The sequence below is a fragment of the Caballeronia calidae genome, from assembly GCF_900044055.2.
GTDB classification, from domain to species: Bacteria; Pseudomonadota; Gammaproteobacteria; order Burkholderiales; family Burkholderiaceae; genus Caballeronia; species Caballeronia calidae.
On sequence record NZ_FCOX02000040.1, the window covers coordinates 1 to 14320 of the forward strand.

At 63.9% G+C, this 14320-nt stretch carries 9 protein-coding genes; all 9 read right to left on the reverse strand.

The window, feature by feature from the left end; genetic code table 11:
• The coding region (locus AWB78_RS28580; RefSeq protein ID WP_157697643.1) for a coiled-coil domain-containing protein at positions 1-1017 on the reverse strand (1017 nt) is incomplete at its 3' end.
• 214 nt (positions 1018-1231) lie between these two features.
• Positions 1232-2680: a hypothetical protein gene (locus tag AWB78_RS28585; protein ID WP_062609603.1), complete on the reverse strand. Its 1449-nt coding sequence runs from the start codon at positions 2678-2680 to the stop codon at positions 1232-1234.
• 13 nt (positions 2681-2693) lie between these two features.
• Positions 2694-5990, reverse strand: coding sequence for a DEAD/DEAH box helicase (locus AWB78_RS28590; protein ID WP_062609605.1), 3297 nt, complete (start codon positions 5988-5990; stop codon positions 2694-2696).
• Between the two features lie 6 nt (positions 5991-5996).
• Positions 5997-7367 (reverse strand): protein kinase domain-containing protein, encoded by a 1371-nt coding sequence (locus AWB78_RS28595; RefSeq protein WP_062609608.1) that lies wholly within the window; start codon positions 7365-7367, stop codon positions 5997-5999.
• A 20-nt stretch (positions 7368-7387) separates the two neighbouring features.
• Entirely contained in the window at positions 7388-8086 is a 699-nt protein-coding gene (locus AWB78_RS28600; RefSeq protein WP_062609611.1) for a PP2C family serine/threonine-protein phosphatase, read from the reverse strand.
• A complete protein-coding gene (locus AWB78_RS28605; RefSeq protein ID WP_232477922.1) occupies positions 8087-8908 on the reverse strand; it encodes a vWA domain-containing protein in 822 nt (273 codons plus the stop codon).
• 20 nt (positions 8909-8928) lie between these two features.
• The gene (locus tag AWB78_RS28610; RefSeq protein WP_062609613.1) at positions 8929-9255 is read right to left on the reverse strand and encodes a DUF4258 domain-containing protein; all 327 of its coding nucleotides are present in this window, start codon (positions 9253-9255) and stop codon (positions 8929-8931) included.
• A 121-nt stretch (positions 9256-9376) separates the two neighbouring features.
• Positions 9377-10972: a sigma-54 interaction domain-containing protein gene (locus AWB78_RS28615; RefSeq protein ID WP_062609615.1), complete on the reverse strand. Its 1596-nt coding sequence runs from the start codon at positions 10970-10972 to the stop codon at positions 9377-9379.
• 27 nt (positions 10973-10999) lie between these two features.
• The gene (locus AWB78_RS28620; RefSeq protein ID WP_082883448.1) at positions 11000-14314 is read right to left on the reverse strand and encodes a DEAD/DEAH box helicase; all 3315 of its coding nucleotides are present in this window, start codon (positions 14312-14314) and stop codon (positions 11000-11002) included.
• Positions 14315-14320: the final 6 nt, after the last annotated feature.

Sequence of the window (14320 nt, forward strand, 5' to 3'; positions counted from 1 at the left end):
TTCATTTTGCGCAACCCCCAACATTGGATAGCGAAATTCTAGCGCTCCAAAAATGGGTTTTGACACAGTCTGGGCCGCTCGCTGCCGCTCGAGCGCCTCCATGTTTTTGGTATGCGCGCTCTGCTTGTACCTTCCCACGTCGATACGTAGCCGGTCTACCTCTTCTAGCGCCCGGTCACGCTCCTTCCTAACCGCGTTGATCTCGTCGATGGTCGCGTGCGTTTCGAGCTCGCTCACCTTGCGTTTGAGCGCCTTGTTGATGCGCTCGTGCTCTTCGAGTTCCTGTAACAACTCCGAAGGTGCACGGTCACCCAGCGTGTCGCGCAGATCTTCGTAACCGTCGAGCTCGTCGGAGGCGTCGTCGAGTCGGCGCGACAGCGACTCGTTCTTCTTGCGCAACGTCTCGATGTCCTGATCCCGTTGCGCCAACTCACCCTCGAACTCGTTGCGCATCCGCTCTCGCACCATGCTCTCCAGCTGCTCGCGTGTGCGCTTCTGCGCATCGAGTTGCCGCCGGTTTTCCTCGAGTTCGTCCTCTCGCGCGGTCAAATGCGCTTCCCGCCCGCCAATTTGCTCCGCGCGCTCGGTCAGACGGCGGCGCACGGCATCGCTCTCCGTCTGAAACGCGTTCTGGCTCTGCGTCAGTCTTTGTTCGATTTCACCGGCGATACTCGCCCGGCGCGCCTCCAGAAGCGCGATGTCATCCCTGAGATTGTGCAACGCGCGCTGATTCTGCTGCGCGAAGCCGTGGCGGGCATCGAGCTCGCGGACCTCGATTTCGCGTTCGCGCTGCGTGAGTGCAGCCTCCCGTGCGCTCAGGCTGTCCCGGCGATCGGCCTGTTGCGACTCGCGCTGTCTGAATTCGGCTTCCCGCTCCGCGAGCGTGGCTTCGCGCGCGTCGAGACCGGCCGACATCGCGTCAGCGGCGCGGCGTTCCTCATCCAGCTTCGCCTGCTGAACGCGCAGGGTCGCGGCGGGTGCGTCCAGTTGAAGACGCTCGCTCTCCGGCAGGCTCACGGCACCGGGCGACGGGTTTGCAGCGGACGCGCTATCGGGCGGTTCCGTCTTCTTCGCTTCCTGAGGAAGCTTCGCCGCGTCCCAGAGAGTGTTCAGCAAAGGCGATCCCTGCGCCTTCGCACCCGCGCTCCCTTGACCGTAATGTCCGTGACCGCCGATGCCGTGATTGGGCGCGGGCGGACCGCCGCGATTGGGCTTGTGTTTTTTTGCCATGTCAGTAAAACCGTTTGAAAAGCGCCATCCACTGGACGGCGAATCGAGCGTGTTCGAGGGCTTCATCACGATCGGCCTGCTGCCCCGACGCATGTCCGCCTACCTTGTTGCGGTAGTTGGTCAATTCAGTCAGGCGAACCAGCTGTAAGGCATCGGCGCCGACTTCGTGATATGGATGCTTGTCGTTTCCGTGCGCCACGATCATCGTGGCCGCCAGCAGCCCTTTGAGCGGCTGATCCATCGACCTGAGCGCGGCCTTGATGACGCTTCTGCTCTGCCCGGCAAGGGCGTTGACGAGGTCGGAATCGATGGCTGCGCCGCCAATCTGCAGCGCCGCAAGTTCCGCTTTGGCCTCCTGACGGGACCAGTTCGTGTTCTTCGGCCAGGCAGGCGCGGAGCCGGTCCAGTTGCGCAGAAGCCATTGCAGGACCGCCTCGAGCAGGCTGGCCGCTTCGTTCATCAGCGCGCCCATTTCTTCGGGATGGGACCGCTTCTGGCCTTCCACACGTTCGGTCAGCCGCAGCAGGCGAGCGAGGTGATGGCGGATCAACTGTTGTTGACCAAGATAGGGATGGCTCGCATCGATCTCCACGGCGACGCTTTCCTCGATTCGCTCCATCCACTCCTCTGCCGATTGAGCGTCGGGGGCCACGTCGGGCAGCAACCGCTGCATGAGACGCGCAAGATTCGCGTTGCCTTTGGCGAGTTCCGCAAACGGCTTTCTCAGCCACGGCACCGCGCGCTGGATGCGAAACGGATCGCTGATCAGCCAGCTGTCGAGGCCGCTCTCGTCCCGGTACAGTTCGCACCAGAGATAGAGCTTCACCGGCGTATCCGCGATGCATTCGATGGCATCGAATACGACCTCCGGATGCGTGTCGCGCCCCTCACCGCCCGCCACGCCGACATCGCGCCGGTACTGGCGGTGCGCACGGATCAGGCGATCGGGATCGAGCGCGGGCGGCACGCTCTCGCGCAACATGAAAGGATGACGTTTGTGTCCGGAGTCGCGATCGAGCACGAAGAAAGGACGGTTGCTGTTGTTATGGCCGGACGGCGCGACTTCGGATAGCTGCGTGGTGAAACGCGGCATCCATTCGCCGCTCACAGCGTCCTGAAACGCATAGCCCACCTGCAGTGACGCGCGCACTTCTTCCTCGCCGTCGAGCAATTGCATGCCTTTTTCCGTCACCCGGTTATGGCTGTCGACCCAGCCGCTGGGCAGGAGCTGTACCCCGATGATGAAGCGCACGAGTTCCGTGTCCAGCGCCATCAGCGCGGCCAGTTCCACTGGATCGCGCACGCCCGCCCGCGCCAGTCCGAGCAAGGTTTCCTGAAAGAGATTGAGCGTCGAACGCCGCCGCTCATCTGGATAGAGAACCTTCCACGCATACACTGGCCAGAGCAGATCCTGGCGATTCCGGGACGTCGCCGTGTTCGCCGCGGTCACGTGGCAGTAGCGATCAGAGAACATGACCGTGCTCCCCCTTGCACAATTGAAGGAAAGCACTGAGCGCCGGCACGGCCTCGCCGGCACCGTCGCACTCGGCCATGGCGCGGTCGCCGATTGCGATCAACAGCGAGCGCTGCCGGCTCATTGCGACGTTCATGCGATTGCTCAGCCGTAAGTGACCGTACTTCTTGTTCGCGCCGCGCTCGAAGGCCTCGCCCCCCGCGCCGCCCGCGTCCAGCACCTGTCGGTTGGAACGCACGACAGACAGCAGGACGATATCGAACTCCTTGCCCTGAAAAGCGTCCACGGTGCCGACGCGAAACCGCTCCTCTCCATCTCGCGTGGTGCGGTACTTTTCGTCGATGACCCATTCGCGGGTTTCGTCATCGCGGCGCGCGTGCCCGCTGCACATCAGCTGGCGGAATATCTCATCGCGCTGGGCGCTGTAGAACGTGATGACGCCCACGCTGACTTCATCGCCGCAGAGATCGAGCAGACGCACGGCTTCGTGCGCTGTTCGGATGGCTTCGGACGTTCTTCGCCAGCTCGGCAGACCCGCGCGGGTTTCCCGGCTGGGGCCATCGCCGGCAGGCACGTCGATCCAGCCGCACACGCGGTGTTCGTGGCCCGGCACGTTGGAGCGAAACGCGCTCGCCGGCCGGCCCGACTTCACCGGATCGAGCCCTTCCTTCTCATAGAACTCGCCGCTCACGAAGTCGCCCAGCACTTCGTGCATGCGGAACTGCACGTCCAGCATTACAACGCGCTGCACGTTGTCCTGTTGTTCGCGCGCTTCCAGCTGATCCCTTAGCCGCTTGAACAGGCTCGTCTTGTACGCTTCGCGCTGCTCGTCGCTGAGGTCGTGCACTCGGGCGACCTCTTCCTCGACCTCCGGTTCGAGCAAGTGAGGCAACTGACGATGATCCCCGACTAGCACGATGCGCCGCTGCGCCATCGACATTGGGATGAACAGGTCGAGCGGATTGGCGCGCGCGGCCTCGTCGACGATCACAGAGTTGAAGGTGATGCCCGTCCCGGCGATCCCGCTCAGGCTCTTCAGGTTGGCCATTGACATGCTCGCGGCCTGCTGACAGGTCGCGCCGACGATCATCGCGTACTCGCGCACGGTGTCGGCGGCGCGCACCGGGTCGAGGGCGAGCGCGTCGCGATAGCGCATCAGGACGCCAGCCTTGCCGAGGCGCGACGCCTTCAGCCGGTCTTCGATGCCCGCTTCAATCGCGTTCAGCAGACTCAGACCACGCGCATCGAGCCTGTTCTTCACGCCCCGCGGACGGTAATCAGTAAGTGCGTCCAACAAGGCATCCTTCGCCTCATGCAAGGCGCTCCAGGGCATGGCGTCCGCCTGCCGGTGCGCACTGAGCGTGTGCAGCTTCGCGAGCAGTGGCTCAGGCATGCCGCCCAGCCATTCGCATGTCGCGATCAGATCAAGCAGACGCTCGCGGCCGTCATCGGCAAAGGCAGCCGGCGTCACGCGCAGGCCGCGCACCTTGCGCGACAGTAGCGCCGTCTCCTGTCGGTTGCGCCGCCCGGCCACCGGCGTTTGAGCGACATACGCACGCCAATCTTCCATCAGATTCGATGAAATGCGCACGCCACTGCGGGACGTCGCGAGCGCTTGGAGACAGTCCATCAGTTGATCAAGTTCCGTGCGACGCCGTTCGGGGTCGAGTGCGCTGAGACGCAGCGTCGCGATTGATTCGCGCAGACGTTGCAGCTTCGCAAGGTACGGTTCGCCGGACTCGTAGGCCGCGAGATTCGCCTCGACTGCGGCGCGCGTGCTCTTGCACCAGTGCTCGATGCGGTCATTGCCCTCCGCCGATTTGCGTCCGCCTACCTTGATTCCGGGGAGGCCAAACACCTCGGTTCGATGCAGCGCATTTTCGACCGCGTCGTGCTGAAAGCTCGAAATCAGCACTTGATGCTGCACGTTCTCATGCTCGCCCAGCTCCGCGATGCGCCGCTCCAGCGCCGCGATCACCTGCGTCTTGCCGGTTCCAGGCGGCCCGATGATCAGCGCGACGTCCGGCGTCTCCAGCGCGACCTTGATGGCCTCCTCCTGCCTTGGCGTCGGCTTACCATTTTTGAAGCAGGCGCGCGCCGCGGGTGAGAGCGCCGTATGCAATTCCTTTCGCATGGGCGGCACTGACACGTTCTGCAGCAGATAGCGCAACTGCGGCATGCGCCGTCCGCCGTCGATCTCGGCACGTGCCTTGCCGCGCCGCTCCTGCACCGAACGGTCGCCCGCCAGGGACAACGACAGATAGCCCTGCGGCGGCGGCTTTCGCCACGAGCGGATCAGCAGCTGCCCGTCCTTGCGCATCTCCGGCGTCCCGCGAAAACGCCGCGACTGCGCGACCTTGTCCAACTCGACGCGCCAGTCGGGATGATGCGTGCTTGCTTCGAGTTCGAGGCTGGCGTCAGCTTCGAGCGCGCGCCAGGCGTCCATGAAACGACGCAGCTCCTCTGCTGCGACGTGGAAGCGCCAGACGCCGCCTTCATCGCTTGCCTCCTCAACGCCTCTGTACTCCAGCACGCCCAGCGATGCCGCCTGTCGCTGGCTGCGCTGCCATTCCTGCTCGCTGTACTTTCTCCACAGCGCCAGATAGCTGCCGTTGTTCTGCACCGACTGATCGAAGCTCGCGCGCGCTGCCGGGGTCAGCAACTGACTGGCGGCCGTCGCTTCGACGAACTCGAACGTGCCGTCCATGCGCGTCCATTCGAGTCCTTTCGCGCGCTGCGGTAGCAGCCGGCGCACGACCACGCGCCCGCCCGCTTCGCCTTGCAAATGCGCACGCCACGACTGGCCGATCAGCGTCCAGTCGCCGGTGCGCGACCCAGCTTCGCGCAGGACGGCCACCCACGGCTTCCGGCCGTCGACAATGAACTCCTTCTTCAGCCATGCGAGCGCCTTGTCTGAATCGTAGAGATCGATCGCGTTGCGTTGCGCGAGCGTGGCGATGTTCTGTTCGTCCACCGCGATCTGCACGGGTTCATCGAGCAACGTCCAGCCTGACGGCAGAATGGTCTGGAGCTGGAGCGTGTCGTCCAGCTGTTTGAGTAGCAGCCACACGAGATCGCGCCGGTCGGCGAGCGATACGAAGCTTTTCGAACAACTGTCCGGATCCAGTTCGATCAGTTCGTCTTGGTAACCGAGCCAAAGCACGCCGTCTGCATCGCGCGAGACGGACACTTCGACGTTGCGGCGCAGTGGCATGGCGGGAGGATCGGCAGCCGCGCGCACGAAATGGACTTCGGGTTCGAGCAGGGGGAAATCAGCGAATTGCATGGGCGCTCACCACTGAAAAAGCCAGACATGGCGACGCTCGTCATCGCCGAGATGCAGGGCGTAATGCTCCCGCTTGTGCTTGACCGGAATGACTTCGCGACGCTTCAACTGCCTGAGACTCGCGCTGCTTCCGTTCTGCAGGAACACTTTCATGCCGCGAACTGGATCGATGCACAGCGCGTCGTCCGTCAGCGACAGACTGCACCACGGATCGCAATGCGCATAGGTGACGGTGCCCGGCGGCGAACTGCGCAGCTGCACGGCCGTGCCGTTCAAAACCTGATGGAAACCCGTGCGCAGGAGATAGTCTTCGCCGATGCCCGGCTCGTCCTTCAGGTCCGGAGCAAGCAGGCAATGCCGCAGCAGCAGATGCCGCTCCGCCGCTTCGACGTGATCGCAGAAGCTGCATTGCCAGTCCCGGTTGAAATAGAACATACTGCCGCAGTCGTTGCACTGCACCAGCATGTGCAGCGCAAAGTCCAGCGCCGCGCGCCATTGCTGCATCGACGGACGTTCGAGCGGCGCGGTCCGTCCGGGGCCGAAGCATTGCTGGAAGAGTTCGTTGAGGCGCTTCGAAATCACCGAGTCGCGCGGAATGCCGGACGACGCGCGATTACAGTCGTCGGCGAGATCGTCGATCCACGGCAGCTCGCCGCGCAGCGCGCGTTGCTCTTCCTCTTCGTCGCCATCGACGACCAGATCGCCCTTCAGGGGATGCTGCAACCTCAGCAACTGATAGGCGATGACGGCGAAGCTCCAGGCATCGGTCAGGCTGTCGATCCCCGACACGCCCTGCACGACTTCCGGCGCGCCGTAGTCTGGCGTGTAGATGGACTGGATGCACGCCTCCGACAGCACGCTGATGTTGTCGCAGTCGATCAGCCAGACTTCCGAATGCTCGATCGAGCGCGACACGAAGACATTCGCCGGCGAGAGATCGCCATACGCGAGTCCGCGCCCGTGCAGTTCGGCAAGCGTGCCGGCGAGCCCAGCGAGCAGACGCAGACGTCGCGACAGGCCGCCGGTCTCCAGGAAACCCAGCATGCCCTTCTGCAGCGGCGCGTCCAGCAAATGCTGGAGGGGTTCGAGCCCATCCATCAGTTCCATCACGTAGCCATGATGCGGCCTGACGATCATTGCCTGTGGCCGCGCGACTTTTAGGCCTTCCAGCGGCAGGCGTTTGACGTGCTGAACCTGGTCGAACCAGCGCGCGGAATGAGCATTCGTCGGGGGCAATCTGCTGACCTTGATCAGCACACCCGGCGACTCCGTGAAACAGACCTTGCCCTGTCCGCCTTCCGACACCGACGCGGTCAGGCGATACATGGTCCCGTGCTCGTCTTCCACTTCGCGCCTGCCTCGCGGCTTTTTGCTCATTCCGTCTTGATGTATAGCGTTCATCTGCTGTCTCGAAAAATCAAAGCGATCGATTTGTCGTCGCTGTGCAGTGCGGTCGGCCATGCGTCCATTTGGCGTTCCAGCCATCGCTTGCCGGCGCGGCGGCTGCGGGCGCACGCCTTCGCATGCAGGTGGCCGAAGAACCCTTCCAGACGCTCCGGGCGCAGGTCGTCGGCCACGCCGTCGGTCATCAGCGCCACGCCGTCGCCGGGTTCCGACAGCGCTATGCGCGCCGTCGTCCACGCGGCAAACGACTTCGTGACCCCCAGTGCGTGCGTCTCGTTGCCGAAACCCGTGCGCTCGCCGGTCAGCACGCCGAACACGCCCGCCGTGCGATACAACACGAGCCCGTCGCCGAGCTGGATGACGTGGCATGCGCCCTGAGCGTTGCAGCGGGCCGCCAGCACGGTGGTCGCGAAGGCGTTCGGTGGCGCGGCCAACGCGCGCAGCCAGCTTTGATAGAACCGCTGGATCGACGCCCGCGCATCCGGCGCGGCCTCATCGGCGTACCACGCGCGTTGCGCGAGCCGCACCGCGAGCCGCGAACCGATGCGGCTGCGGGCGCGCGATCCCAGTCCGTCGGCCACCGCGGCGAACCAGCCGCCGCGCTCCCCGCGAATCCGTACGGCATCCTGATTGGAGATCGCATCAAGAAGATGTCCGGGTCCAGTCACCGTCGCGCCTGTCGCCCGCAACATTCAGAAGTCCAGGTCCAGTTCGTCGTCGCCGGGCATGTCGGCCAGAGACAGCGGCAACGGCGCATTCGGCGTGGCGCTGCGCGACCGCGCGGTGACGGACATGGTCACCGCACGGAAGAAGCGCGGAATGTCGTGCGCCTCGTGCGCTTCGAAAAGCGGGGATTCAACATCATTGGCGAAGCGCTTGAGCATGTTCGTGTCTGAGTCGGCGCCGATCGCCATCGCGAAGCGCGTCGCCTTCTGCGCACGTTCGGCGCGGCACAACGCATCGAATGCCGGCTCCCAGTCGTCCGTGGGTTGACCATCGGACACCAGCACGAGCACCGGTCGATACGCTCGCGAAGGAATCAGATCGCGATTCTCGATGAGCAGGCGAGCCTCGTTGAAAGCCGCTCCCATGGGCGTGCGTCCGTCGGCGCGGAGCGTCTCCACTGACGAAATCCGATGTGCCGGCGCCAGCGGGAGATGCACGTCCGCGCGGCTGCCGCCGAAGGTGATCAGCCCCACCTGAATCTCCGCACGCATGCGGGGCTCGGCCGCGAACGCCTTGATCATGTCCTGCAGCGCCTGATTCAGCGCCTCGATCTTTCCGTCTTCGGACATGCTGCCGCTGACGTCCGCCAGCACGATAACCGGAAGAGGCCGCGCCTCGGCGAGAGTGAAGTCCTTGAGCTTTGAGGTATTCATCGTTGTCTTGTTGCCTTCGTTTTCCTGGGGCGCCTGCGCGCCGCCGGTGAAGAATCGGTCATGCTCCCTTCTGCGGACGATGCTCGATCCGTAAAAGCGGCTGTGGTTGTCTTCGAGGTATTTGGCGAAACCCATGTTTTTTGTGCTCCTGCGAGTCAATGACGCACGGCGTGCCGGCGCTTGCCCGGCCGGATTTTGCGGAAGTCGTGGTTGCGGTAGGTCGTGACCACCGCGCCATCCGATTCCACAAGCACGTGGATGCCCGCCGCCCGCTGCAGATCCAGACCGTTGCGTGCATGTCGCTCGACTTCCTTGTGCCCGATGACCCGGAACGACAGCCCGCGCTCATGCAGCGTTCGGCCATAGCGCAGCACAAGTTCGAGCAAGTGAGCGGTGATACCGCGCTGCTGCATCCGCAAAGCCGCGTGCGCGGTGACCCAATGGAGGCGTGTGTCGTTCGGGCTGTTGATCTGGATGTACATGGCGATGTCCTTGTCGGGAATGCCTTCAACAATGCGAGAGACATGCCCGTCGCGCGACGGTCGGTTTCCATCGTCAAATCAATGGCTTGGATATTTACCTCGGGTCTGGCCGCCATACCGTTCACAGAGAATTTTTTATTTTCGAGAGATTTTTTTGTTCCTCGTCCGCCTCCAACGCTTCGGACTCGATGCCGTGCTTGCGCAGCCAGTACGCGAACGTCTGATAGTTGGCGAATCCGAGCAGCTCCGCCGCCCGCTTCTTGCGCTGGCCGCTTGCGGCCAGCGCGCTGGCAAGATAGTGACGCGTCACCTCGTCCAGCACGCCCTGCAGATCGAAGCCGCCACCGAGCGCGCGCCCCATCACCGGCTCGTCCCGTTTCCCGGCGATCAGCAGGGCCGCGCGCGCATCGTCGGCGGTGATGACGCGGTCCTGCGACCAGATGGCGGCGCGCACGAGCGTGTGATAAAGCTCGCGCACATTGCCTGGCCACGAATGAGTCAGAAAGACGTCGCGGGCCTGCGGCGCGATGTCCTTGTGCAGCGCCTCCGGGCTCAGGCCACCGTCCGCGTTGATCGTGCTCAGAAAGTGATCGATGAGCAGGCCCAGGTCGCCGCCCCGGTCGCGGAGTGACGGCAGTGACAGCACGCCAACCGCGAGCCGATGAAACAGATCTTCGCGAAATCGACCGGCCGCCACGTCGGCCTGCAGATCGCGATGCGTCGCCGCGATGATGCGCACGTTCACCTTGACCGGACGTGACTCGCCCAGTGGCGTGATTTCCTTTTCCTGGAGCGCGCGCAGCAGCCGCACCTGAGCATCCAGCGGCAGATCGCCGATTTCATCGAGAAACAGCGTGCCGCCATCTGCTTCGCGGAAGTGTCCTGGCCGATCGACCATCGCCCCGGTGAAAGCGCCCTTCCTATGGCCAAACAACTCCGAGTTGGCGAGCTCTCGCGAGATGGCGCCGCAATTCACCGCGAGAAACGGCTTTGCGGCGCGCCTGCTCGAGGCGTGAATGGCTTCGGCGAACAACTCCTTGCCGGTGCCCGTACTGCCGAGGATCAGCACTGGCACGTCGAATGCCGCGATGCGCCGCGCCCGCTCGATCTGCGTGGCGATGCCCCGATCCGCGTGGATGATCTTCTCGAAACCGGGCACGGGCACACGGGCATCGGCGAGCCGTTCGATGCGTGCGTCGCTGCGCTGAAGATATTCGGGAAGAAAGTCGCTGGCGAGATCGAATGAGAAATCGACGACTTCGAGTCCACGCTGTCTGGACGTCTGAATTAGATGAGCAGGAAAGCGCGTCTTGGCGAGCATGATCCAGATCGCCGCCATCGCAGGCGTACCCGGACTCAGATGAAAAGTTAGCTCGACACCATTGCGCGGCAAGCGCGCCTGCCTTAGCTCGAAGCTGACCTTCTCATAGATCTCTGCGTAGTTGATCGGGCTGGCAAGTTCGACCTCGTGAAGCTGTGGTTCCACGCAACCGGTCTTGCGTTCGAGCCACTCGCAGTAGGCGCGGCTGCGATCGAACGGATAGTTCGTCAGCAGCAGAATGCGGTCGAACCGCTCGGCCGCGCCAATCGCCGACGCTACGGGTCCAAGTTCGACGCCGTCCTCTTCAGCGCATTGGTGGTCAGTCAGGCCGATCCAGGAGACGAGGCAGCATTCGGTGCTGAGGGTGTTGGGGTCGGTGTGTGTATGACGGTTCATGTCGGCGAAGGCTCAAAGGGGTTCGCGTCAGCCAAAATCGGCGAAGTCGTCCGCCGTGAGATCGCCGCATCCATTCAACATATCCGCTGCCAGTGCGCGCTTGCGTTGCAGCAGCGCATCGAGGCGGACATCGAAGCTCGGATAAGCCTCACTGACTACCCCGGGGTAGTAGAGGTTGACCGTTCGCGTCTGTCCGATGCGATACGCGCGCGCGGTCGCCTGATCTTCCTTCGCTGGGTTCCAGGTGCGCGTGAAATGAACGACATGATTCGCCGCCTGGATGTTGACGCCGAACCCCACGGCCAGCGGCGAGAGAATGATGACGTTGAATCCGGCGCTGGACTGGAATGCGTCGATGAGCTCCTGACGGTTGCCGATGGTGCGCGGGTCGGCGGACGTGTCGCCATTCACGATGCTGGGCGCGAAGCCAAACATTGCGGCAATCACGCGCTGCAAGACTAGTTGCAGTTCCCTGAACTCGCAGAATACGATGACCTTGTGCCGGCCCTGCGTGTCGGCCGCCAGCGCTTTCAGTGTCTTCACGAGCCAGCCCATCTTGGGTGACTCGTCGACGAGGCGCGTGATCGGCACATCGCGCACTTCGAGCTCCGCGAATCCGTGCGGATCAGTGCAAATCTTGCGGATGGCTAGAAGCGCCTGCAATTGCGCGGAAGGATTCGTTTCGCGTTGCGCGCGCAAGGTCGCGAGTGCGCCCTCATAATGCTGCTGCTGATACGGCGACATCGGCAGCCGCTTGCACGTCTGATCTTCGACCGGCACGGGCAAATCCTTCGCGACGTCAGTCTTTTTCCGATGCAGGATCTGCGGCTGGATGACATTGCGCAACGCCTCGACCTTGGCCTGTTGCTCCTCGGTCTTCGCCTCGATCGGCCGTCGATACGTACGGGAGAACTGGTTCAAAGCGCCCAGCATGCCTGGCTGCACGAAATCGAACAGACACCACAGATCGGCGAGGGTGTTCTCGACCGGCGTGCCTGTGCAGGCGATACGGAAACGCACTTTCTGCTTCTTCGCCGAACGCGTCACGAGCGCGGCGGGATTTTTGATCTTCTGCGCCTCGTCGCACACCATGATCGACCATGATTGGCGCGCGAGTGCAAATTCGAGGTCACGCATGGTTTCATACGTGGTGAGCACGAGCCGCGCGCCACCGATCCAGTCCCGCTTGAGCAGACGCGTCACGCCTTGTGCCGCGAGACTCTCATCGATTTCCTGACGGCTCGCACGCAACGCCATGAGCGTTTCGCCGTAGAGCAGCAAGAGCGGCAACGTATCGGGCTCGAAGAAGCGCGCGAGTTCGTTGCGCCAGTTTTCGAGCAGCGCGACCGGCGCGACGATCAACGCCGGTTCGAGCTGTGGCTCGCGTTCAAAGCACGACGCAATGAACGTGAGCAACTGCAAGGTCTTTCCAAGGCCCATGTCGTCGGCGAGCACGGTGCCTCGGCACGCTGCGGGCGACAGCGCCCAGAGATGCTGAAGCCACGCCACCCCGACTTCCTGATGAGGCTTGAGCACAACCTCCGGCCGCAGCGTGCGCGGGATCGCGGGCGCGCAATCCGGCGGCATGTGGAGCGCGTCGGCGCGCACCTCGTTGTATTCAATATCCTCGAAATTGCGCTTGATGATCAAGCGCTTTTTCGCGGCCGGCCGCGCGCCGGCGCGCGGCGTGAACTCGCCACGCCGCACTTCGGCGGCGGCACGGGCGAGTGCATCGAGCGCGCTCTGGGCATCGGCGACCGGGATCGGCTGCACGAGGCCGGGCAGCGTCACGCGGTCCGCGCCGGCTGCGCGCGCCGCATTCACAGATTCCTGAAGCGACGGAATCTCGCCGAACTCGAGCACCACGTAGCGCGTGCCGCCGCTCGCCGGATCGTCGACACGCAGTCCGATCGACGTGTTCTCCTCGAACCAGCCGCCCTCCTCGCGATTCTTCGCGATGACCGGCACGGCAAACGCCTGCTCCACGCCGATCTCGCCGATCCGCGCCGAGTAGTGACGCAGATCGAGCACCTCGGACGCCGTCCACAGTGCCGGCGTCTTCCACTCGCGCAGCCAGCCGGACAATGCCTGCAGATGCTCCACCGTGTCGCCGACGATTTCGAGTTCATCGTCGTTCCAGGTCGTGCATTGCGAACCATCGTCGAGGGCGCGCGCCAGCCTGCCGGCGAACCGCGAGAGCTCATCGGACGACGCGAACCACGTCATCGCGGCTTCCTCGTTTCCGGCTGCGATCGGTTGTACGAGCAGCCCCACGCGGACGATTTCCCCGCGCTCGCCACGCTCCACCTGCGGCACGAAAGATTTGAAGACGATGCCGGCGGTCTCGCACGCGGCCTCGAACTCGGCGGCGTCGAGCACCTTCCGGGCGCTTTCGCCAAGGGTCGCGAAAGGATTGCGCACGAACGCCTGCGCACGCATCCCCGCAACGCGCCGTCCCGGCATGCTGCGCTTGATTTCGCCGAGCACGGCCTTCACTTCGGGAGCGGGCACGACTCGTACGAGCGCCGGGCCTTCGGGAACGTTGTAGCGATCCTGCAGCGGCAGACGATCGAATTGCGCGACCCAATTGTCAGGCGCGCCTTCAAAGCCGGGTGAGACTTCGAGGACGGCGGCCGGGCCTTCGCCGCGTCGCTCGACACCGAGACTGAGATGCTCGGGCGACAGCACGATCGTGCTCGCCACGTAGTCCGAGACCGGACAGCTGCTCTGCGCCGCGAGCGCGCGCACGCGCCCGTAGATGTGCTCCTTGAATGACAAGGTGCGTTCATCGGCGGGCGACATGTGGAAGCGGCTCAGCAGGTCCAGCATTTCGCTGACGGACTCGGGCAGCAGTGCATCCGCTTCGCCAAACCTCAGCACTTTGCCGACAAGGCGTGGCGCGGGCCGCGCGCCGCGCCCCTGAACATCCACCCATTCGTCGATGCGAAGCCCGAAGCCCGCATCGCCCAGCGCTCCCGCGTTCGTCAGACGCGGACGCAAGAGCGTGTCGGGCGGGAAGCGAAGCGGTGCGCGGAAGGAACGCAGTTCGGGGCTCCGCAGAATGCCGTAGACATGTTCCCACGACAGCAGAATGGCAGAGCCGACGGCAAGTCCGAAGCCTTCCTGTACAACCAGCGCGAGATGCGAGCCGAGTTCAGCGTAGTCGGGGTAGTCGTACGGCGCGACGAGCCACTGCTTCGCAAGCGGTGCAGGCGAGGCATAGCGGAAGCCGTCCTCGTCGATCGTCAGCGGTGAAGCGGGCGTGGCCGCGGCATAGGGGGCAAACGCTTTTCCCGCATCCGATTTACCTGTTTTTCCCCAACCAAAGATCTTTGCGAGCATAAACCT

Coding starts and splice junctions, on each gene's coding strand:
- AWB78_RS28590 (WP_062609605.1), bottom strand. CDS start 5,990: ATGCAATTCGCTGATTTCCCCCTGCTCGAACCCGAAGTCCATTTCGTG.
- AWB78_RS28595 (WP_062609608.1), bottom strand. CDS start 7,367: ATGAGCAAAAAGCCGCGAGGCAGGCGCGAAGTGGAAGACGAGCACGGG.
- AWB78_RS28600 (WP_062609611.1), bottom strand. CDS start 8,086: ATGTTGCGGGCGACAGGCGCGACGGTGACTGGACCCGGACATCTTCTT.
- AWB78_RS28605 (WP_232477922.1), bottom strand. CDS start 8,908: ATGGGTTTCGCCAAATACCTCGAAGACAACCACAGCCGCTTTTACGGA.
- AWB78_RS28610 (WP_062609613.1), bottom strand. CDS start 9,255: ATGTACATCCAGATCAACAGCCCGAACGACACACGCCTCCATTGGGTC.
- AWB78_RS28615 (WP_062609615.1), bottom strand. CDS start 10,972: ATGAACCGTCATACACACACCGACCCCAACACCCTCAGCACCGAATGC.
- AWB78_RS28620 (WP_082883448.1), bottom strand. CDS start 14,314: ATGCTCGCAAAGATCTTTGGTTGGGGAAAAACAGGTAAATCGGATGCG.